Below are 20,884 nucleotides of genomic sequence, written 5' to 3'. Positions count from 1 at the left end.
GTAGCGTCAGCACTGCGGCACGGTCCGCGACGCTCAAGGAGGGCATCGTGCTCCGCATCCACTTCACGCCGCGTGACCTCGCGCGCACTACGATCTCCACCCGGCCCGCGCCGGCCTGGGAGATCCTGCTCAGCCTGCACATGCTCCAGCAGTCCGACGGCCCGCTGGTGTTCGACGACTGGCGCCGGCACGTCCGGGCCACGGTCGCGCCGGACCAGATGCGGCTGCTGCTCGAGCTCACCCCGCCGTGGGGCTACTCCCCCGACTTCCTCACCCCGGACGCGTCGGCGCCCGACTTCGAGACGTCGCTGGAGCTGACGCTGGCGACTCCACGGCAACAGTTGCGCAGCCAGCTCGAACTGCTCGGCAACTACCGCCCGGCCTCGTTGTGGACGCGGGAGCTGGCCGAGGGCGACCGGGCCACGATGAACAAGCTCGGCCGGGCGATCCGGACGTACCACGACGCCGCGATCGCGCCGTACTGGAAGGCCATCGGCGCGCACGTCTCCGCCGACCACGCGCACCGCGGCGAGGCCCTGGCCCGGTACGGCGTGGACCGGTTGCTGTCGACGCTGCACCCGCGGGTCCGGTGGGTGGCGCCGGTGCTGCAGGTGCTGGACATGAACGACCGTGATCTCTACCTGGACGGCCGCGGGATCGAGCTGCAGCCGTCCGCGTTCTGCTGGCAGGTGCCGACCAAGCTGTGCGACCCGGAGCTGAGGCCGATCCTGGTCTACCCGATCCACCACGCCCCGGCATCCTGCGGCAGTCGTCCGGCGAACAGTCCGCGCCCGGCAGCCCGCTGGGGTCCCTGCTCGGTTCCACCCGGGCGGCCGCGCTGGAGGCGGCCGTGTCGGGCTGTACGACGACGGAGCTGGCCAAGCGATGCAACATCTCCGCGGCCGCGGCCAGCCACCAGGCGACCGTACTGCGCGAGGCCGGGCTGATCACCACCCGGCGGGCCGGCGCGTCGGTCCGCCATGAGATCACCCAACTAGGCATCTGGCTCCTCTCCGGCCACGGCTCCGGCGGCCGACGAAAAGTCCCCTAGAGATCCTCGAGCAGTGCGGTGATTTCGGGGCGGCGGGGTTCGAGGATGCCCAGGCCGTGGTCGTCGATGAGTTCCAGTGCGCGGTTCCACGCCGTCCGCGCTGCTGCCCGGTCGCCCGCGCCAAGCCACGTCTGCCCCATCCGGACCAGCGCGTTGACCGCCGGCGCCACGCTTCCCAGCTCGAGGTTGAGCACCACCGCGGCCTCGAACTGCTCTGCCGCGAGCTCCACCTCGCCCAGACCGACGTAGGCCTGCCCCAGCGTGTCCCGGACGTAGCTGAGTGCCCGCCGATCCGCGAGGTTCTCGCTCAGCCGCACTCCCTCGACCGCGGTACGCCGTGCCTCGTCGTACCGGCCGGACTCGACGTACGTCATCGCCAGGTTGTTCAGCACGACTGACTCGGCGTGGGCGTCGTCCCCTCGTCGGTTGATCTCCAGGGCGATCTCCTGCTGCCGGATCGACTCGTCGTACTCGCCGCGGAGTTGGTACAGGAAACCGAGGTTGCCCCGGACCAGCGCGATGCCGGCCTCGGCCCCGATCGCCTCGAACGCCCGCAGCGCACGGGTCAGCTCGGTCTCGGTCCGGTCCAGGTCGCCCCGGGCGCCGTAGCTGGTGCCGAGCTGGTTATGGGCGAGCGCCTCGATCATCCGGTTGCCGACCAGCCGGCCGGACTCGGCGGAGATCTGCTGGATCGCGATCGACTCGTCCGGGCTCACCAGGCGGCCCAGGTGCGTCCACAACAACAGCCCGAGGCTGGCCGCGCCGGCGTGCAGACCCCGGGCCGCCCCTTCCTTCACCATCGCCATCAGCCCGCGCAACTCCACGTCGAACCAGGTGAGGGCGGCCTGCTGGTCGGCGAACGACTCGGGCACGGTGTCGGGCAACGGTTCAGCCAGGTACTTCAGCCGGTTGGGCTCACCGAGGACCCGCCGAGCCGCATGAGCGGAGTGGACCGCCCAGTCCAGCAGCCGCTCCCAGGCAACGCGGGCGTCTTCGGGCGTGTCGGTCTCGCCGAACCGCTCGGCGGCGTACGCGCGCAGGAGGTCGTGCAGCTGGAAGCGGTTCGGACCGGTCTCGACCGTCAGGTGCAGATCGGTCAGGCGCCGGAGCAGTCTGGTCGCGGCCCGCTCGTCCCGACCGGTCAGCGCCGCGACCGCCGACGGCGCGAACCGGCGGAACGGGTACAGGCTGAGCATCCGGAAGAGCCGGGCCGCCTCGTCGTCCAGTGCCCGGTACGACCAGGAGAAGACAGCACGCAGGTCGGTCGCGACGTCGTCACCGGTGTCGAACGCGTCCAGGTGCTGCTCGTCGAGTTCCTCCACCAGCTCCGCCAGTCCGGTGAGCCCTGCACCGGAGCGGCGTGCGATCTGCTCGGCCGCGATCACCAGGGCCAGCGGGAGGTGGTTGCAGCTGTCCGCCAACTGGTCCAGCAGCTTGGACTCGCCGGTCTCCCCAAGCCGCTCGGACAACAAGGTCCGCGCGTCCGCTGTCGACAACTGCTCGACCGGGAGCTGCTGCGCTCCCTCCCGCGCGACCAGTCCACGCAGTCGGCTCCTGCTGGCGACCAGTACAACGGCTCCTGTGCCGGGCAGCAACGGTCGCACCTGTTCGGCATTGCGCGCGTTGTCCAGAACCAGCAACACCCGCTGCCCCGCAAGAGTGGACCGCAGCAACGCACTCCGCCCGTCCACCTCCGCCGGTATCCGAGCAGCCGGTACGCCGAGCGCGTGCAACAAATACCCCAGGGCCACCGAAGGGTCGACCGGCTCGCCTGGACCGTACCCACCGAGATCCACGAACAGCGTGCCATCGGGGAAGTCCGCGGCTGCCTGGTGACTCCAGTGCACGGCCAGACTCGTCTTGCCCACTCCGCCCGGACCGTGCAGCACCAACGTCACCAGGGATTCCGGTCCACGGCCGGCCAGGATCCGGTCGAGCTCCGCCATTACCGACTTCCGACCGGTGAAGCCAGGGACGTCGGCGGGCAACTGGTTCGGGACGATCTTGCGGACGGGGCGAGGGCGATCGCCGGCGAGTAGTTCGGCATGCAGAGCACGTAGTTCGACGCCCGGGTCGACCCCGAGCTCGTCGGCGATCCGGAGCCGCACCGACTCGTACAGCTCGAGCGCCTCGGCAGTGCGGCCACACTGCGCCAGCACACGAAGGAACCGCACCCACAGGGATTCACGCAATGGGTAAGCGTTGGTCAACTCGCGCAGCTCGGCCAGTACTTCGCCGTACTGGCGGTCGTCGACGCGTAGGTCGACCCGGCGCTCGACCGCGGCCAGGTACTGCTCCACCAACCGCGGTGCCTCACCCGACTCCAGCCACGCCGAGCGGATGCCCTCGAACGGCTGCCCCATCCACAGCGACATGGCCTCCACGATCAGCGCATGCTCGTGCTCTGCGTCGACGGCCTGTGCGGCAGACCGCAGCAGCCGGGAGAACCGCAGCGCGTCCACGTCGTCCGGGTCGATCCGCAGGCTGTAGCCGGCCGAACCGGTGCTGACCAGGTCCACACCGACCGCTCGCCGCAACCGGGTCATCAGCGTGTGCAGGCTGGGGCCGATGTTGGCGGGCGGGTCGTCGCCCCAGACGCGTTCGGCGATCACCGTGGTGGGCAGCGAGTCTCCCGCCGACAGGGCCAGTACGGCGAGTAGCGTGCGCACCCGCTCGCCGCCCAGTTCCACCGGTCGGCCGTCGATGTGCAGGCCGACGTTCCCGAGCAACCCAACCGCGATCTGCGGACGCGCCAGCCCTCCGTCTGTCATCGCCCTCCGCTCCCCAGCCGCAGGCTCGCAGACTACCCCGGGTGTTCAGCTCCGTGACAGGGTCATGACAGGTGGTACGCGCAAGGATGGTCACAGGACTGCTATGGAGGGGACGGTGCCGATGCTGCGGATCCACTTCACTGGTCAGGATCTGGCCCGGACGACCCTGGCCGAGGAGCCGGACCCGCTCTGGGAGGTGCTGCTGAGCATCCACCAGCTCCAGGTGCGCGACGGTTCGGGGCACTACGGCCACTGGCGGGAACGGACCCGTCGGCAGTTGCCGAGGCAGGCCGCCGCCCAGTTGCTGCAGCTCGCTCCCCCACGCGGCTACTCCCCGGACTTCCTCACCCCCACCCACCAGCGCGGCTTCGACGACGGTGTCGAGCGGGTGCTGTCCACGTCCCGCCACCGCTTCGTACGGGAGCTCGACCTGCTCGCCGTACGCCGTCCGCGGTCGACCTGGACCCGTGAGCTGGCCGCTGGACGTGGTGACGCGGTGAAGGGACTCGGCCACGCGTTGCGGGCGTACCACCGGGTCAGCATCGCGCCGTACTGGGATGCCATGCGGTCCCTGGTTCGCGCTGACCACCAGCGACGGGTCAACCACCTGTCGGGGGCCGGCGTGGACGAGCTGCTCGGGAAGCTGCATCCGTCGGTCAAGTGGGAGGCTCCGGTGCTCAAGGTGGCCGGGCTGCTCGACCAGGACCTCTATCTGGAAGGGCGCGGACTTCGCCTGCAGCCGTCCGTGTTCTGCTGGCAGACCCCCACGAAGCTGCGGGACCCGGAGCTGGCACCCGTGCTGGTCTATCCGGTGCAGCACGCTCCCGGATCGCTGCACCCGACCACTACGGAGCGCCGGTCGAACCCGTTGGCCGCCCTGCTGGGCAACACGCGGGCCGCGGCTCTGGAGTCGATCGCGGAGGGCTGTACGACGACAGAGCTCGCGCAGCGCTGCCAGATCTCACTGGCCGGGGCGAGCCGGCAGGCGGCCATCCTGCGCGATGCGGGCCTGATCACCACCCGCCGCGTCGGCCAGGCCGTCCGCCACGACCTCACCAACCTCGGCCGCCTCGTCCTGGACGGCAGCCGGCACCCGATCGCATAGGGGGCAGCCATGATCCGACCGGGCCCCGCGCTGTGCGGATGGTCAGAGCTTGTAGTCCTCGAGCAGCCGGCGGCCGATGATCATCCGCTGGATGTCGGCCGTCCCCTCGCCGATCAGCAGCATCGGCGCCTCCCGGTAGAGCCGCTCGATCTCGTACTCCTTGGAGAACCCGTAGCCACCGTGGATCCGGAACGAGTCCTCCACCACCTGCGAGCAGTATTCGCTGGCCAGGTACTTCGCGACCCCGGCCTCGAAATCGTTGCGTGACCCGGCGTCCTTCTTCCGGGCCGCCTTCACCATCAGCTCGTGCGCGGCCTCGACCTTGACCGCCATGTCGGCCAGCCGGAACAGCACCGCCTGGTGCTCGGCGATCTTCTTGCCGAACGTCTCCCGCTGCTGGGCGTACGAGATCCCCAGCTCGAACGCCCGCCGGGCCACCCCGCAACCCCGCGCGGCCACGTTCACCCGGCCGACCTCGACACCGTCCATCATCTGGTAGAAACCCTTGCCCGGTACGCCGCCAAGGATCTGCCCGGCGTCGATCCGGTATCCGTCGAACACCAGCTCGGTGGTGTCGACGCCCTTGTAGCCCATCTTCTCGATCTTGCCCGGCACCGTGAGGCCCTTGTCCACCTCGCCGAAGCCCGGCTCCTTCTCGACCAGGAAGGTGGTCATGTTCTTGTAGACCGAGCCGGCACCCTCGTCGGTCTTGGTGAGGACGGCGACCAGGTTCGACGTACCGCCATTGGTCAGCCACATCTTCTGGCCGTTGATCGTGTACGTGTCACCGTCCTTGACGGCCTTCGTCTTGATCGCGGCCACGTCTGAACCACAGCCCGGCTCGGACATCGAGAACGCGCCCCGCACGTCACCGGTCGCCATCCGCGGCAGGTACTTCCGCTTCTGCTCGTCGGTCCCGTGCTGCAGGAGCATGTACGCGACGATGAAGTGCGTGTTGATGATGCCCGACACGCTCATCCAGCCGCGCGCGATCTCCTCTACGCAGAGCGCGTAGGTGAGCAGCGACTCCCCCAGCCCGCCGTACTCCTCCGGGATCATCAGCCCGAACAGCCCGAGCTCCTTCAGGCCCTCGACGATCTCGGTCGGGTACTCGTCCTTGTGCTCCAGCTCGGTCGCGACCGGCAGGATCTCGGACTCGACGAACGCGCGCACCGTCTTCAGGATCTCCTCCTGGATGTCGGTGAGTCCGTCGGTCTGCTGCAACCTGCTCATCTGCGGCTCCTTGCATCGAGACGTGGTGCCCTACCCGCGAGTATCGCGGCTCCCAGCATCCCGTCCAGCCCCGACACCCGCTGTGACACCGGCCACCCCCAGCCCGTCACGTGCCTCACGCTCCCGTACGACGAACGCAAGGCCGGCGCATACTCCCGCGGAGCCCCGCGTGCCTCACGCTCCTGTACTGCGGCCGCTCCGGGTCCCCATCACTCCTCGGAGTTCTGGCGATCGCCGTCCTGGCTGGGCAGCAACTGGTTCAGGCTCACGATCAGCGCGGTGATCTGCGGGGTGGACTCCCACCGCCCTTCGCGCTGCGCCTCCAGCAGTCGCCGCCGCGCATCCCGGAACTTCTCGGCCGCCTTGTCGGTGTCGCCTTCGGCCACCGCGTTGGCCGCCTGGTCGATATCTTGTGCCGCCTCTCGCGCGACCCGGCCCCGCTTGCCTGGTGGTGCGTTGTCCCGCAGCTGCTGAGCAAGGTTCCGCAGCGCCGCCAGGCCGGTCCTGGGCTGGTCCGTCGGTGTCTTCGGGGCGGTCTTCGTCGGCGTCGGCTTCGGGGTCGTCGGTAGTGCGCTCGGCTTTGCGGTCGCCTTCGCGGCCGGCGGCGTCGACGGTGGCGCACCGGCTTGGGCGGACGGATCGGAGACACCTTCCCGGAGGAAGGCCGCCGCCACGATCCCGGCCAGGACCACCGCAACACCGATGATCGCCTTCGCGAAGGGCAGCGGACGACGCGGTGCCGCGTGACTGCCATGCCCCTGACCGCCATCCGCATCCAGCCCGTCCTGCGCCGGCTGCCCACCGCTCAGCGCAGCGGCCGGCGCCACGAACGGGAGGACCTGGGTGGCGTTACCGACCGGCTCGAAGACCGGTGAATGGGCTGCCGTCAGCTGACCGTCGCCGCTGAGCAGACCGGTGACGTCCGCCGCCGATGACGGCCGCTCTGCCGGGTCCTTGGCGAGCAGGCGCATCACCAACTCGGCGAGCCCGTCGGACGCGTCGTCGCGGCGTACGGGGATCGGTGTGGTCTCCAGGTGCTGCCGCAGTACTGCGTCGGCGCTGTCACCCACGAACGGGGGTACGCCTTCGAGCAGTTCGTACAGGACGCAACCGAACGAGTACCAGTCGCTCGCGGGAGTCGCCTGCCCACCACGGACCTGCTCGGGCGAGATGTAGGCCGCAGTACCGAGCAGTACAGGTCCGGTCGCTCCGTTGAGCCCACCGGTATGCGCGAGCCCGAAGTCGGTGATCTTCAACGTGCCGTCGGTCGCGAGCAGCAGGTTGCCCGGCTTCACATCCCGGTGCACGATCCCGGCCGCGTGGGCGGCGTCCAAGGCCCGGGCACCCTGTACGGCGACGTCGGCGATCACCTTCGCGGCCGGCAGCCCGTTGGTCTTCAGCAACTGCGCGAGGTCCTTGCCGGTCACCAGTTCCATCACCAGGAACACCTGGTCGTCCGTCGTCCCCACGTCGTACGTGGCGACCACGTTCGGGTGCGTCAGCCGGGCGGCCGCCTGCGCCTCGATCCGGAACCGCTCGACCTCGTCCATCGGGTCGCCGTCCAGCCGGCGCAGCAGCTTCAACGCCACCGGCCGGGCCAGTACCTCGTCCTCGGCCCGCCACACCTCGCCCGCACCGCCGCGGCCGAGCAGCTCGACCTTCCGGTACCGCCCTGCGAGTAGCTCGCCGTTCACACCAACACCCCAACACCTTCGCCCGTGGCCGGATCGACCGCCCCACCTTAGGCGTCCCAGCCGACGAGGGCGAGTCCTGACCATTTCCTTTACCTGCAGCCAACACGTCCGCTACCTGCGGTCAACCACAGCAGAGGATTGCGGAGAACCACAGTGCGGCCGACCACCATGCGTATTAGGTTGATTGCATGAAGCGATCATTCCTCCCCGCCGCCCTGATCGCGACGACTCTGCTCGCCGCGACACTGCCCACCGCCCCCGCGGCAGCCGCCCCGGCAGGCGGTGACAAACCGACCGTCCAGTGTGAGTTCACTCCCACCCCGGAGAACCCTGCCGCGAAACCGGTCACCATTCCATCCTCAACCGCCAAGGCGCGCGGCAAGGTGGACGTCTACTTCTTCACCAACTACGGCCCCTTCGTGGTGCGGATGAACCGCGCCACCGCCCCCTGCGGCGTGCACAACTTCGTCCACCTGACCAAGAGCCGCTTCTACGACTTCACCCAGTGCTTCCGGCTGACCAACTCGGCCCGCCTCGGCGTCCTCCAGTGCGGCGACATCTACCGCCAGGAGGAAGGCGGCCCCGGCTACAAGTTTCCCGACGAAGTCACCGGCCAGGAAACCTACCCCCGCGGCACAGTTGCCTACGGCAACCAAGGTCCCGGCACCAACGGCAGCGAGTTCTTCGTCGTCCACTCACACGCCAACATCGCCCCCAACTACACCATCCTGGGCCAGGTCATCCACGGCATGTCGACCTTCGACCGCATCGTCGCCGCCGGCATCGCCGACCCCGACCAGGACGGCCCGCCGGCCAAACCGGTCCACATCTACAAGGCCTTCACCCTCGGCTGACCCGCCGTCTTCAGCGCATGCGCTTGAACATTCGCCCGAAGACGAGGTTGACCAGGACGATCCCCAACCACATGGCGAACACGGAGTCCGATTCGGCGTGAGCGCCGGCCGTCAGCCAGATCGAGCCGCCGACCCCGAAGAGCAAGGAGAACACCGGAACGGCCAGATGCGAGTTGTCGGGCTGCCCTTGCCCGCCCTTCGGTTGCTTCTGGGCAGGCTGATTCCGGCCCAGCGGTTGGAGCTGGCCTGACATCTGCTGGCCTGGCATCTGGAGTTGGCCTGACATCGGCAGCTGGCTCGGTGCCTGCTGCATGGCCGGACCGACGCCGTGCTGTGCCAGGCGGGCGTCCACCTGCTGGTTGATGGATTCCGTGGCGTTGGCGACGAAGGATTCCAGTACTGCGCGCTCGTACTCAGGCCCCAGTTCCTTGCTGACCTCGTACGCGGCGGAGGCGTCATTGCGGAAGTCGGAAGTCACCATCACTCACACTCCATGCTTCCCGAACGAAAGAGGCGGTGTACGGCGTACACCGGGGTACGTTTTACGGTAGGTGGACGCCGTACACCTGTCAAGGGAACGATGGGCCGACCGCCGCGGTCCGCAGCGCACGAGAGGAGACAGGGGACATCGCCACGCAGATCGAAGCCGCCGCGCAACCTCGCCTGCCGTTGAGCAAGGAGCGGATTCTGGGCACCGCCGTCGCCCTGGCCGACGAAGGCGGCATCGACGCGGTCAGCATGCGCAAGATCGCGCAGGCGCTCGGCGTCGTACCGATGGCGCTGTACAAGCACGTGCGTAACAAGGACGAACTGCTGGACGGCATGGTCGATGCGATCGTCGGCGAGATCGACCCGCCGGCCGTCGGCATCGACTGGAAGACGACCATCCGGCAGCGGATTCTGTCGGCCCGCCAGGTGCTCCTGCGTCACCCCTGGGCGTCCCGGGTGATCGAGGCGCGGACCAGGGCGCGACCCGATCCGACCCCCGCGGTGATGGATTACATGGAATCGATGGTCGGGATCCTCCGGGCCGGGGGCTTCTCGATCGACCTGACCCATCACGCGCTGCACGCGATGGGCAGCCGGCTGCTGGGGTTCTCCCAGGAACTGTTCGAAGACTCCCCCAGCGCGGATCCCATGCCGGATGCGCCGCCGCCGCAGGAGATGGCCGCGCGGTATCCCAACATCACCGAACTGGTCACGGCGATCACCCACGAACAAGGCTCCGTCGTCGGCCCCGGTTGCGACGACCAGTTCGAATTCGAGTTCGCCCTGGACCTCCTCCTGGACGGCCTCGAACGCCTACGCACCAGCACCTGACCCCAACTGTGGGCAGCGCCGGAGTCGAGGGCCGGGGCGGTGGGCCGAGGGTGGGCCGAGGGCGGTGGGCCGAGGGGCGAGAGGCCGAGGGTTGGGTCCAGGGGGCGGTGGGGGCGGGACTGGGAGTCGGCGTTGGGGGAGGGTAATTCGAGGGGTTCGCGGTTAGGTTGGCTGGGTGGGCGGGAAGCGTGGGCGGCCTCGGCATCCGGATGTGTTGACGCCTGGTGAGTGGCGGGTTGTGGACGCGGTCCGGCACGGGATGTCGAACCGGGAGATCGCGACTCGGCGCGGGATCAGCGTCGACGCGGTGAAGTTCCACGTCGCCAACGCGCTGCTGAAGCTCGGCCTGGAACGGCGGGCCGAACTCCGCACCTGGCGCGGCGTGCCGAACTGCAGCGCGCTCCGAACCCGCCCGCCAAGTGACTCCCGGGAAGGAGGCAGTGCGATGGCACGATCACCGTTGCGGCTAGGCAGCATCGGGCAGATCTCGCGGCCCGTCAGCGACATCCCGACGGCCGTCAAATGGTACGGCGAGGTGCTCGGCCTCCCGCATCTGTACACCTTCGGCGACCTGGCGTTCTTCGACTGCGGCGGCACCAGGTTGTACCTGAGCGCCACCGAGGAGCCGAATCGCGTCGAGGAGCCGTCGGTGCTCTACTTCCGCGTCGACGACATCCAGTCCGCGTACGACGAACTCCGCGCGCGGGGAGTGGAGTTCGAGGGCGCCCCGCACCTGATCCACAAACACGACAACGGCGTCGAGGAGTGGATGGCCTTCTTCCCCGACCCGGACGGCCATTTGCTCGCGCTGATGGCACAGGTCCCACCGGCCGAGGACTGACCCGGTCGCCCGGACCGGGACTACGAGCTGGATCGGCCTGGCCGGACCGGGAGCACGAGCTGGATCGGCCGGCCCGGGCGTCCGCAGTACGGGATGGATCGGCGGCCGGGCGTCCGCGGTACGGGGTCAGTCGGTGGGTGGGGTCCAGACGTTTGTCCGGGGCATGCCGGCGGCTCGGCCTTTGGCGGAGATGACGAGGGCCATCTTGCGGGAGGCCTCGTCGATCATCTCGTCGCCGAGCATCACGGCACCGCGGGCGCCGCCGGCGGCGGAGGTGAAGTGGTCGTAGGCGTCGAGGATGTTCTCGGCGTGGTCGTAGTCGTCCTGCCGCGGCGAGTAGACCTCGTTGGCGGCGGCGATCTGATCGGGGTGCAGCACCCACTTGCCGTCGAAACCGAGCGCGGCCGACCGGCCCGCGACCCGGCGGAACCCTTCGACGTCCTTGATCTGCAGGTACGGACCGTCGATCGCCTGCTTCCCGTGCGCCCGCGCGGCCATCAGGATCTGCATCAGGATGTAGTGGTAGGCGTCGCCCACGTCGTACCCGGGCGGCTGCTCCCCCACCACCAGCGACTTCATGTTGATCGACGCCATGAAGTCGGCCGGGCCGAAGATGATCGTCTCGACCCGCGGCGAGGCGGTCGCGATCGCGTTCACGTTGGTGAGGCCGAGCGCGTTCTCGATCTGCGCCTCGATGCCGATCCGGCCGGGTTCGAGACCGTGCACCTTCTCCAGCTGGGTGAGCAGCAGGTCGAGCGCGACCACCTGTTCGGCGGTCTGCACCTTCGGCAGCATGATGCAGTCGAGGTTCGCACCGGCGCCGGAGACGACCTCGATCACGTCCGCGTACGTCCACTCGGTGGTCCAGTCGTTCACCCGGACCACGCGGAGCTTCGTACCCCAGCCGCCCTCGTTCAGCGCGGCGACGATGTTCTTGCGCGCGTCCACCTTGGCGATCGGCGCGACCGAGTCCTCCAGGTCGAGGAACACCTGGTCCGCGTCCAGCCCCTTCGCCTTGGCCAGGAACCGCGGGTTCGACCCCGGCGTGGCCAAACACGACCGCCTGCTACGCAACGACTTCTGATCCGCCATCACACCGTGTCCCTCTGCTCGGGTTACCCGCCGGTCACCGGCAGCGTACGGCGAAACCACCCTCGCCTCCGGTGACCCCGCTCACTTCGCACCCCAGTGTGTCCCGATTCACCGCCCGGCCCGCCCGCATCAGATCGGGGCACCAGGTGCGTGCTGGTTCGGTGGACGGACTGCGGGCGACCTTGGGCACCGACTGGTCACGTCTCGCGCCGGTTTGCGGCTGGTGGGTGCTCAAGGTGAGGTCGCGCGGACTCAACTGCTTCACCGTCGGCCCGACACCGAGGACCTTGAACAACATCGCGGGACACAACCTCGCGGGACGTTGAACAACATCGCGGGACCGTGAACACGGAATACCTTGTCCGAGCCCCCGACAACTTGTTCACGGTCCCACGCACGCCCACTCGACCAGATGCTCGGCCGGCCAACCCGCCACCGCGCCGCCGAGCTTGACGACAGGCCAGATCAGCCAACTCGGCGGCGTTGCGGGTGGGCGGGTTAGCGAGCGGTTAGGCCGTAGGCGCGGGTGATGGTTTGGGTGACGGTGTTGCCGGCGGTACCTACGGCTTCGGTGCGGAGGCTTACTGCGCCGGTGGTGTTCTGGAGGCGGGGGTGCTTGAGGGTGGCGGTGTATTCGCTGCGGCCGGACTTCGTTGTCCTGACGGGCTGCCAGGTGGTGCCGTCGTCGTAGCTGACGGACAGCTTCAGGCTGGTCAGCTCCGGATCGGTGCTGCGGTACGAGTGGTGGTAGCCGTTGACGGTGATCTTGTGGTCCCGTCCGGCCGGCAGGGTGTTGTCCAGTCGCAGGTCCAGGTCGTAGCCCAGGTACAACTGGCTGTTCGCCTCACAACTGCCTTTGTCTGGACTGCCGAGACTCGTGAAGGTGTCCCACGTCCCACAGTGCACGCCGTACCCCTTCGGTGGCCGGTACGGGAAGCCCGTGGTCGGCTTGGCGGTGGTGAACGTCCACTCCGACTCCACGGTGCGCGCCCAGCGCTGCGGCTTGTACGGCGCCGGGTAGGTCTCCCTCAGCCGGTACCGACCCGGCTCGTCCGGCAACACGAAGTACGGAACGAAGATGAAGGCGATGAAGAACAACCAGAAGCCCTCCTGGACAAGTATCTCCTGGCCGTCCGGTCCCCACATCCGCAGCTGGGTCTGTGGTTCACCGCGCAGTACCTGGGTGGAGTGGTAGCTCTGCGCTCCACCGCCGAGTCCGTCGCTGTCCATGATGTGCCAAGGCATGAAGACGCTGCCACTGCGGCACGCCTGGCACAGCCGCCAGTAGTAGTCGTTCATCTCGGGTGTGACGGTCCGTGGCGCGGCGTGCACCAGCGGCTGCGCCCCGAACGTGTCCGTACGACGACCAGTCCGCGTCAGCACGTCCGCACGACTCTGCAGCCAACCGTTGCGGTGGAACGCCTCCATGTCGGGCGGTCCGTCGTACATGAGGGTGGCACCGCGGGTGCGCAGTACGCCGTTCTGCATCGGGCCGACGTACTCCGTGAGCGTTCCGGGTGCCCGCATGGTCAGCTTCGTCGAACCGAGAAGCCGGTTGGTCTTCATCGACGCACCCCAGTTCAGGTCGAGCTCACCGGGTGCGTCCGCGTGATACCGGCTGTCGAACTGGTAGAGGTCCCGTGCACTCGCCGACTGCTGCAGCCGAGGGATGCGGCCCTCCACCGGGTACGAGAGCGAGTAGACGTACGGGATGGTCGCCGTACCCACCACTGTCAGAGTCACAGGCCCACCCGCAAGCCGATCGCGCAACGCTTGCCCCTGCTCAGCGGGCAACGTCAGTGCAGGGATGGGTACTGCGATGTCGTCCTGCGCATCGTCGACAGGTATGGCGCGTCCGATCGCCCCGTACACGAGTATCCCGACCGCACCGGCCTTCTGCGCCTCAGTCACCCGAGCCAGGACGCCGGTACGGCAGGACCACGCCATCGCAGGACACAGGTCTGAGACATCAAGCAGTACGACGGCACCGGGTACCGGCTCACCGAACACCAACGGCAGACGCCGAAGGCCGTTGAACCGGGCGTCCTGCACATGCAGGCTGAAGTACTTCGGGTCGAGGGCCATACCGCCGACTGTCATCGCGACCAGCGGTGTGGTGAGCAGACGGTCGTCCCGCCACAGGAACTGGCCGACGGTGACCTGCTCGGTCGGTGTTGCCCACAGCCCCCATTCCTGCCGGTACGGCGACGACGCGCTGACCCGCAGACCACGCAGGCCACTCGCCGACGTCTGCGCATACCCGTACTGCGCCTCCGCGGCCGCCGACGCCCTCGGAGTCCGCGTGCTCACCTTCGTGGCGGTCCGGGCATCGAGGGCGACGTTCGTGTCGGCACGGACGTTCACCTGCGGATCGATCAGCAGTGTGATCTGGGGGTTGCCGTGTGCGTCCCGCCAGTTGATCGAGGTCTGCACGCTGTAGGTGCCTTCGTCGAGGCTGCCGTCCACGCTCGGCGCGGCGGAGGCGAACAGCTGGTTGTCCCAGAGATCCAGATCCTTCTGGTCGTCGAGCCGCTGGAAGTACCAGGTGTTGTAGCGCACGTCGGTCGCACCGGCCGGCAGGGCGATGTTCGCGGTGAACGCGTGCCGCTTGGGTTCCACGTACGCCGCTACTGCGTTGTGCAACCGGAGATCGTCTGCGGTGGCAACGATCGAGCCCTGATACCAGGTGCCCGGCCCACTCGGGTCGAACGTGACAGCGACCGGTGCGGAGCCTTCCGCAGGCACAGTGATCGTTTCGGGCACCTTGAGCGCATCCGCTGGGGCCGTGCCTTCGTTGGCCTTGATCGACGCGGTCAGGTTCAGCGTCACCGGCTGCTGGGTGGTGTTGACGTAGGTGATCGTCTTCGTGGCCGGAGCGTCGTACGGCGGCGGGAGGATGCCGAAGTCCACGTTGCCTGAGCTGTAGACGCCCTGGCCGACAGCACGGGCTACGTCGACCCGGCCGGAGCCCACCTCGTAGGCGCTGCTCCCGATCTCCTTCGCGCTGCTGATCAGTGCGCTCTTGAGTTGCTGACCAGTCCAATCCGGGTGCTGCTGGGCCAGCAGGACGGCAGCACCAGCCACGTGCGGCGTGGCCATCGACGTACCGCTTAGGCTCGCGTACTTGTCTCCGACCGGCGTACCCAGCGAGGTTCCGGCGGCGCGGGCCGCGACGATGGATACACCGGGCGCGGCGATGTCCGGCTTCAGGCCGTAGTCGCCGACCCGCGGTCCCTGGCTGGAGAACGACGCCCTCTGGTCCTGCTTGTCGACGGCGGCGACAGTGAGGGCCGCATCAGCGACTCCCGGCGAGCCGACGGTCATCTGAATGGTTTCGTTGCCCGCAGCCACTACGAACAGGGTCTGGTACTGCGCCGACAAGTCGTTGACGGCCTGACTCATCGGATCCGTGCCATCGGTGCAACAGCCACCCAGGCTCATGCTGATGACGTCGGCGCCCTGCGCTGCCGCCCACTGCATACCGGCGATGATGTTCGACTCCGGACCAGTGCCTGTGTTGTCCAACACCTTGCCGACGAGCAGCGTGGCGTCCGGGGCGACGCCGTTGTACTTGCCACCGGACGCAGCACCGGACCCGACGATGGTGTCCGCGACGTGCGTGCCGTGACCGTGTCCGTCGGTCACGGTCTGCCCGGTGATGAAGCTCTGTGAGGCCGCGATCTTGCCGGCCAGGTCCGGGTGCGTGTCGTCGATTCCGGTGTCGAGTACGGCGACCTTGACGCCCTTGCCGGTGTATCCGGCTTGCCAGGCCTCCGGTGCGCCGATCTGCGGCACGCTCACGTCGAGGCTCGCCTGGACCTTGCCGTCGAGCCAGACGCTCACCACACCACCGGCAAGGATCCGGGCGCTCGGAGTGTCCACAGCTGCCCAGAAGCTGCCGGTCTGGGTCTTGCCGACGCTGACAGCGGCTGCACGGATGCTGGTTAGCGCGTGCACGTTGCTGGTCGCCGGGAGTGCGTCTGCGGACGTGGCTGCCTTGGCGGTCGTAGCGCCGTACCGGAGGATCAGTGGGAGCGTTGACGACCTGGTGTCGGTGTAGCCGTACTTGGTGAGGTAGGAGACGTCGAAGAGGCGGCGGTCGAGGCGGCCCGTCCGGACGAGTTCGGTCGCGTCGGAGGGGAAGACGTAGTACTGGTCGCGCTCGCGGACCTGGGTGAAGACGACCGGTCTGCCGTCCTCCCGGCGGGCGGCGGTGACGTCGGCGTCGACCAGCGTACCGTCCGCGGTGAAGCGGTAGGTCACCTGGTCGCCGGTGATCAGGGTGATCTTCTCGCTACCCGTCGGGCCGGCGACCTCGGCAGCCTGTGCAGGCGGCTGGGCGGCTGCCGGCATCGGAGTCGGCGGTGTAGCACCGGCCGTGGCCGAGGCGAGCAGGAGCGAGAGCGCCGAGATCGCAGCGACCGGCATCCGCCATCGGGTCATGAGCATCTCCTGAGGTCGAGCGGGACCTGTGAGCGGGGAAGGAATCCAAAACAGACCCTGGCAGGGGTACGACATGTCCGGAAGCGGTCCGGTTGAGCAGTTCACGCCAATGGCGGAAACCGGCGATGATCGACCAATGCTCGAGCCGCTCGGTCTGACCCGCCAGGAACAGGACCTGTACGAGTCGCTCGTGTCCCGTCGACCGGTGGCGGCTGCTGAACTGATCGACGAGAGTACGGCGCTGGCCCGGCTGGTGGAGCTCGACCTGGTGACACTGGTCGACACCGACCCAGCCAAGTACGTCGTACTGCCGCCGGACATCGCACTCGACGTACTGGCGCGTCGACGGGAGCGGGAGTTGGCCGATGCCCGTCGGAAGATGGTGGAGCTGACTGTCCGGTTCCACGGCAGTACGGCTCGCCGGGAGCCCGCGGACCTGGTGGAGGTGCTACACGGCGATCAGGAGATCGCACAGATCATGCCCAGGCTGTTGCTCAGTGCCCGCAACGAGGTCTGCGGCTGGGACGCTCCGCCGTACCGGGACGACCCGAACCAGGTGAACCAACTGGAGCTGGACCAGCTGAAGCGTGGTGTCACGTTCCGGGTGGTGTACGACCGACGCGGCTCGGTGGACCGACCGGGACGACTGGCCGCGCTCATCCAGGGCATCGCGGACGGCGAGCAGGCCCGAGTGGGCGACGTACCGCTGAAGATGACCATCAGCGACGCACCCCTGGCCTTCGTCCCCTTCGACGTACGGGCAACGCGGCACCAGACGGCACTCCTGATCCACGACCCCACGATGGTGGCCGGACTCGCCGCGCTGTTCGAGCTGTACTGGGACAGGGCCGTCCCGCTCGCCACGTATGACGGTCAACAGCCGGCCGCGGACCGTCCGACGGCCGAGGAGCGGGACCTGCTGGCACTGCTGATGTCGGGCTTCACGGACCTGGAGATGGCCGCTCACCTCGGTTGGAGTGAGCGGACCGTCCGCAAGCACATCGACGGCATGCGGCACCGGTTGGACGCCGACACCCGCTTCCAGGCCGGCTATCAGGCCGTACTGCGTGGCTGGTTGGAGCACCGTGGGTGACTTGACCGCACTGGGACTCAGTCCATCGGAGGAGGCGACGTACTGCGCCCTGGTGGGTCGTCCACCCGCAACGGCTGAAGAACTGGACATGTCACCTGCGTTGGGCGGACTGGTCGCCAAAGGTCTGGTCAGTGAGGTTGAGGGGCGGTACGTCGCTGTGTCACCGGACATCGCGTTGGAGGTGCTGCTACTCGACCAGGAGCGACTCCTGCGCGACGCACGCGCCCGCATCGACGAACTGGCTGCGGACTACCGCAACCACACCGGCACGCCCACGTCGACGTTGCTGGAGCTCGTCACCGGGACCGCATCGGTCCAGCAACGGATCAGGCAGGTACAGCAGGCCGCACGGACCGAACTGCGACGACTGGTGAAGGCGCCGTTCGGTGCACCACCGGTCCACCGCGCCGACTGCAGAACCGTGTACGAGCACGCCGTACTCGATGCTGACGGCAACGAGGTTGCCGACCTGCTCACGACGGCCGAGCAAGCCAGAGTGCTGCCGTCGGTGCCGATCCACTTCTACCTCGCGGACGACCGGTTGGCGCTGGTGCTGCTCGCTCCGGACTCGGCGGTGATCCTCCAGCCGTGCGGGTTGTTCGACGCCTATGCAGAGCTGTTCGAACGACTCTGGGAACGCGCCCTGCCGGTCCACTCGCTACCGGCCGAGTCGGCGGACGACGGGATCGAGGCACTCGTCGCGTTGCTCCTGTCCGGGCTGACGGACCAGGCCATCGCCCGCCAGCTCGGGGTCAGTGCTCGTACCGCCCAGCGCAAGATCGCCACCCTGATGCAGGACCTCGGTGCGCACACCCGGTTCCAGGCAGGCGCGCAGGCCGCGATCCGTGACCTCGGCAACGGGTCCGTGTGACAGTCTTAGGCTTGTGACCGAGGAAGAGGCTGCTGCCGAGATCGCCGGTGTGATGAAGAAGGCGGGACTCGTCTGGCTGTCGTGGAACGGCGGCCGGCCGGCTCCAGCCTGGTTCGCCGCGGTGGAAGGCTCGTACGTCGTCCTCGCGGATCGGTCCGGTGGGACTGAACAACCACTGCCCGGACTGGCCGACGCCGGCACCGTGCAGGTCGTAGTACCGGCAAAGCCTGCGACGAACCGCCTGGCGGCGTGGACTGCGACCGTACGGCGGCTGGAGCCCGGCAGCGAGGAGTGGACCACAGCAGCCCAAGTACTGCGGACCGAACGGCTCAACGCGTCGGAACTGGACAAGCAACTGGATCGCTGGAAGACAGAGGCCGACCTGCTCGTCCTGGAGCCCACCGGCGAGCTGACCGAGACCAGCGGTTCGTTCGATGCCACACCGCGTGCCGAGTCCCCACCGGGCTCCCCTGCCACCACCCGGGGCAAGCGCCCGATCACCCTGCACCGCCGAGCCTGGCGACGCCCGAAACTCAGCTGAGACCCGACCCTCCACGTCAATCAGTGCTCGGGCGGTTAGCCTCGCTGTATGGGCGGATCTCCGGCGCGCGTGTACGTCGCCCGACTGGCGGGGTTGCCGGTGTACGACCCGAACGGGGACCAGGTCGGCAAGGTCCGCGACGTCATCGTGATGCTCCGGCAGAACGACCAGCCGCCGCGGGTACTCGGCCTGGTCGTCGAGGTGTTCGCCCGGCGGCGGATCTTCCTGCCGATGACCCGGGTCACCTCGGTCGACGCCGGGCACGTGATCACCACCGGCCTGGTGAACATGCGCCGGTTCGAGCAGCGGCCGACCGAGGTGCTGGTGCTCGGCGAACTGCTGGACAAGACGGTCACCATCCGCGAGACCGACGCGCAGGCGGTGGTGTTCGACCTGGCGATGGAGCAGGTCCGGAACCGGGACTGGCTGCTGACGAAGGTCGCGGTGACCGAGGGCGCGAAACGGTTCCGCCGGCGGGGCCAGACGCATGTCCTGGACTGGGCCGATGTCAGCGGGATCGCGCAGACCGAGGAGGGGCAGGGTGCGGCGCACATGTTGGCCGCGTTCGAGTCGATGAAGGCCGCCGACCTGGCCGGAGTACTGCACGAACTCTCGGCGAAGCGGCGCAAGGAGATCGCGGCCGCGCTGCCGGACGAGCGGCTGGCCGACGTACTGGAAGAGCTGCCCGAGGACGATCAGGTGGAGATCCTGGCCGATCTGGACACCGAGCGGGCCGCGGACGTGCTCGAGGAGATGTCACCGGACGACGCGGCCGACCTGATCGCCGACCTCCCGACCGAACTGGCAGAACGACTGCTGACCCGGATGGAACCGGAGGAGGCCGAGGACGTGCGGCGGCTGCTGACGTACGCGGAGCGGACCGCGGGCGGCCTGATGACGTCGGAGCCGGTGATCCTGCCCGCTGACGCGACCGTGGCGGACGCACTCTCCCAGGTCCGGAACGCCGAACTCACCCCGGCCCTGGCCGCGATGATCTACGTCTGCCGGCCACCGCTGGAGACGCCGACCGGCCGGTTCATCGGGATCGGCCACATCCAACGGCTGCTCCGCGAACCCCCGTCGGCGCTGGTCTCCGGCATCCTCGACACCGACCTGGACGGACTCCGGCCGGACGACAGCCTGCAGACGGTCAGCAAGTACCTCGCCACCTACAACCTGGTGGCGGCGCCCGTCCTCGACGACGAGGGCCGGCTGCTCGGCGCGGTCACCGTGGACGACGTACTCGACCATCTGCTCCCCGAGGACTGGCGCGAATCCCCACCGAACGAGCCCGACCCACCACACGAGCCCGGATCCCCATCGGACGAGCGCGATTCCCTGTCGCACGAGCGTGAATCCCTATCGCACGAACCGCAGGAGGTGGACCGCGATGCCCCGTGACGATCGCAGCACCGACGACCGCCGCTGGCTGCGCACCGTCGCCCGGCTGGACGTGCCCCGCGAACTGCGCCGCACCTTCGTACCGCGGCCGGCGTACGACGCGGACGCGTTCGGCCGGCTGTCCGAGCGGATCGCGCGGTTCCTCGGCACCGGGCAGTTCCTGGTCTACATGACCGCGACGATCCTGTTCTGGGTCGGCTGGAACATCTTCGCCCCGGCCAGCGTGCGGTTCGACGAGTACCCGTTCATCTTCCTCACGCTCGCGCTCAGCCTGCAGGCGTCGTACGCCGCGCCGCTCATCCTGCTCGCCCAGAACCGCCAGGAGGCCCGCGACCGGGTCCAGTACGAGCGCGATCGCGAGGTCGACGCCCGATCGAGGGCCGACATGGAGTTCCTGGCCCGCGAAATGGCCTCCCTCCGCACCTCCATCGGCGAGGTCGCCACCCGCGACTTCATCCGCTCCGAACTCCGCTCCCTGCTCGCCGATCTCGACCTCAGATCCCGCGAGGACGACCGCGTCTGAAGCCCTTTCGCACCGAGCTACGCTCGCTAGCAGGTGCGAAAGGATCGATGT

The 20,884-nt window shown here is 68.5% G+C and carries 17 protein-coding genes; 10 read left to right on the top strand and 7 right to left on the bottom strand.

The window, feature by feature from the left end; translation table 11 throughout:
* Positions 1-47 precede the first annotated feature (47 nt).
* Positions 48-947 (top strand): transcriptional regulator, encoded by a 900-nt coding sequence (locus EV643_RS34470; protein ID WP_238165998.1) that lies wholly within the window; start codon positions 48-50, stop codon positions 945-947.
* Positions 948-1,047: 100 nt separating this feature from the next.
* Here EV643_RS34470 and EV643_RS34465 read toward each other — a convergent pair whose 3' ends face one another.
* On the bottom strand, positions 1,048-3,822 hold the full coding sequence (locus EV643_RS34465) for an AfsR/SARP family transcriptional regulator (protein ID WP_133804396.1): 2,775 nt from the start codon (positions 3,820-3,822) through the stop codon (positions 1,048-1,050).
* A gap of 121 nt (positions 3,823-3,943) precedes the next feature.
* Between EV643_RS34465 and EV643_RS34460 the strand changes: the two genes are divergently transcribed.
* Positions 3,944-4,927, top strand: coding sequence for an ArsR/SmtB family transcription factor (locus tag EV643_RS34460; protein ID WP_133804477.1), 984 nt, complete (start codon positions 3,944-3,946; stop codon positions 4,925-4,927).
* Positions 4,928-4,969: 42 nt separating this feature from the next.
* Here the strand turns inward: EV643_RS34460 and EV643_RS34455 are convergent, their stop codons facing one another.
* Together EV643_RS34455 and EV643_RS34450 are read right to left on the bottom strand one after the other, a co-directional pair.
* The gene (locus EV643_RS34455) at positions 4,970-6,160 is read right to left on the bottom strand and encodes an acyl-CoA dehydrogenase family protein (protein WP_133804395.1); all 1,191 of its coding nucleotides are present in this window, start codon (positions 6,158-6,160) and stop codon (positions 4,970-4,972) included.
* Between the two features lie 209 nt (positions 6,161-6,369).
* Positions 6,370-7,854, bottom strand: a complete 1,485-nt coding sequence (locus tag EV643_RS34450) for a serine/threonine-protein kinase (protein WP_238165996.1) — start codon at positions 7,852-7,854, stop codon at positions 6,370-6,372.
* A gap of 188 nt (positions 7,855-8,042) precedes the next feature.
* Between EV643_RS34450 and EV643_RS34445 the strand changes: the two genes are divergently transcribed.
* Positions 8,043-8,708, top strand: coding sequence for a peptidylprolyl isomerase (locus EV643_RS34445; protein ID WP_133804393.1), 666 nt, complete (start codon positions 8,043-8,045; stop codon positions 8,706-8,708).
* A gap of 10 nt (positions 8,709-8,718) precedes the next feature.
* On the opposite strand, the gene EV643_RS34440 is transcribed toward EV643_RS34445, so the two are convergent.
* Positions 8,719-9,189, bottom strand: coding sequence for a hypothetical protein (locus tag EV643_RS34440; RefSeq protein ID WP_133804392.1), 471 nt, complete (start codon positions 9,187-9,189; stop codon positions 8,719-8,721).
* 188 nt (positions 9,190-9,377) lie between these two features.
* On the opposite strand from EV643_RS34440, the gene EV643_RS34435 reads away from it, so the two are divergent.
* Positions 9,378-10,028, top strand: a complete 651-nt coding sequence (locus tag EV643_RS34435; RefSeq protein ID WP_238165995.1) for a TetR/AcrR family transcriptional regulator C-terminal domain-containing protein — start codon at positions 9,378-9,380, stop codon at positions 10,026-10,028.
* A gap of 175 nt (positions 10,029-10,203) precedes the next feature.
* Positions 10,204-10,869 carry a VOC family protein gene (locus EV643_RS34430; protein ID WP_133804391.1) on the top strand — a complete coding sequence of 222 codons (666 nt, stop codon included), beginning with the start codon at positions 10,204-10,206 and terminating at the stop codon, positions 10,867-10,869.
* Positions 10,870-10,995: 126 nt separating this feature from the next.
* On the opposite strand, the gene EV643_RS34425 is transcribed toward EV643_RS34430, so the two are convergent.
* The 3 genes from EV643_RS34425 to EV643_RS34415 all read right to left on the bottom strand — a co-directional run bounded on the left by EV643_RS34425 (position 10,996) and on the right by EV643_RS34415 (position 16,404).
* Complete coding sequence (locus tag EV643_RS34425) at positions 10,996-11,961, bottom strand: HpcH/HpaI aldolase/citrate lyase family protein (protein ID WP_133804390.1); 966 nt, start codon at positions 11,959-11,961, stop codon at positions 10,996-10,998.
* A gap of 34 nt (positions 11,962-11,995) precedes the next feature.
* Positions 11,996-12,259 carry a hypothetical protein gene (locus EV643_RS34420; protein ID WP_133804389.1) on the bottom strand — a complete coding sequence of 88 codons (264 nt, stop codon included), beginning with the start codon at positions 12,257-12,259 and terminating at the stop codon, positions 11,996-11,998.
* A gap of 200 nt (positions 12,260-12,459) precedes the next feature.
* A complete protein-coding gene (locus EV643_RS34415) occupies positions 12,460-16,404 on the bottom strand; it encodes a S8 family peptidase (protein ID WP_133804388.1) in 3,945 nt (1,314 codons plus the stop codon).
* 136 nt (positions 16,405-16,540) lie between these two features.
* Here EV643_RS34415 and EV643_RS34410 point away from each other — a divergent pair, with 136 nt between their 5' ends.
* From EV643_RS34410 to EV643_RS34390, 5 genes are read left to right on the top strand one after another with little or no spacing between them, the layout of a single operon-like run.
* Positions 16,541-17,497 carry a LuxR C-terminal-related transcriptional regulator gene (locus EV643_RS34410; protein ID WP_133804387.1) on the top strand — a complete coding sequence of 319 codons (957 nt, stop codon included), beginning with the start codon at positions 16,541-16,543 and terminating at the stop codon, positions 17,495-17,497.
* 1 nt (position 17,498) lies between these two features.
* Positions 17,499-18,368 (top strand): hypothetical protein, encoded by an 870-nt coding sequence (locus tag EV643_RS34405; RefSeq protein WP_133804386.1) that lies wholly within the window; start codon positions 17,499-17,501, stop codon positions 18,366-18,368.
* A 13-nt stretch (positions 18,369-18,381) separates the two neighbouring features.
* Positions 18,382-18,909, top strand: coding sequence for a hypothetical protein (locus EV643_RS34400; protein ID WP_133804385.1), 528 nt, complete (start codon positions 18,382-18,384; stop codon positions 18,907-18,909).
* Between the two features lie 48 nt (positions 18,910-18,957).
* Complete coding sequence (locus EV643_RS34395) at positions 18,958-20,310, top strand: magnesium transporter MgtE N-terminal domain-containing protein (protein WP_202869885.1); 1,353 nt, start codon at positions 18,958-18,960, stop codon at positions 20,308-20,310.
* Complete coding sequence (locus EV643_RS34390; protein ID WP_133804384.1) at positions 20,300-20,833, top strand: DUF1003 domain-containing protein; 534 nt, start codon at positions 20,300-20,302, stop codon at positions 20,831-20,833. The genes EV643_RS34395 and EV643_RS34390 overlap by 11 nt, the downstream gene beginning before the upstream one ends.
* Positions 20,834-20,884 lie beyond the last annotated feature (51 nt).

This window comes from Kribbella caucasensis, assembly GCF_004361855.1.
Taxonomy (GTDB): domain Bacteria; phylum Actinomycetota; class Actinomycetes; order Propionibacteriales; family Kribbellaceae; genus Kribbella; species Kribbella caucasensis.
This window is presented reverse-complemented; position numbering and strand designations above follow the sequence as displayed.

Bases quoted from the DNA above. Each gene is read 5' to 3' on its own strand.
- EV643_RS34465 (WP_133804396.1), bottom strand. From the start codon at position 3,822: ATGACAGACGGAGGGCTGGCGCGTCCGCAGATCGCGGTTGGGTTGCTC.
- EV643_RS34460 (WP_133804477.1), top strand. From the start codon at position 3,944: ATGCTGCGGATCCACTTCACTGGTCAGGATCTGGCCCGGACGACCCTG.
- EV643_RS34455 (WP_133804395.1), bottom strand. From the start codon at position 6,160: ATGAGCAGGTTGCAGCAGACCGACGGACTCACCGACATCCAGGAGGAG.
- EV643_RS34445 (WP_133804393.1), top strand. From the start codon at position 8,043: ATGAAGCGATCATTCCTCCCCGCCGCCCTGATCGCGACGACTCTGCTC.
- EV643_RS34440 (WP_133804392.1), bottom strand. From the start codon at position 9,189: ATGGTGACTTCCGACTTCCGCAATGACGCCTCCGCCGCGTACGAGGTC.
- EV643_RS34425 (WP_133804390.1), bottom strand. From the start codon at position 11,961: ATGGCGGATCAGAAGTCGTTGCGTAGCAGGCGGTCGTGTTTGGCCACG.
- EV643_RS34420 (WP_133804389.1), bottom strand. From the start codon at position 12,259: ATGTTGTTCAAGGTCCTCGGTGTCGGGCCGACGGTGAAGCAGTTGAGT.
- EV643_RS34415 (WP_133804388.1), bottom strand. From the start codon at position 16,404: ATGACCCGATGGCGGATGCCGGTCGCTGCGATCTCGGCGCTCTCGCTC.
- EV643_RS34410 (WP_133804387.1), top strand. From the start codon at position 16,541: ATGCTCGAGCCGCTCGGTCTGACCCGCCAGGAACAGGACCTGTACGAG.
- EV643_RS34395 (WP_202869885.1), top strand. From the start codon at position 18,958: ATGGGCGGATCTCCGGCGCGCGTGTACGTCGCCCGACTGGCGGGGTTG.
- EV643_RS34390 (WP_133804384.1), top strand. From the start codon at position 20,300: ATGCCCCGTGACGATCGCAGCACCGACGACCGCCGCTGGCTGCGCACC.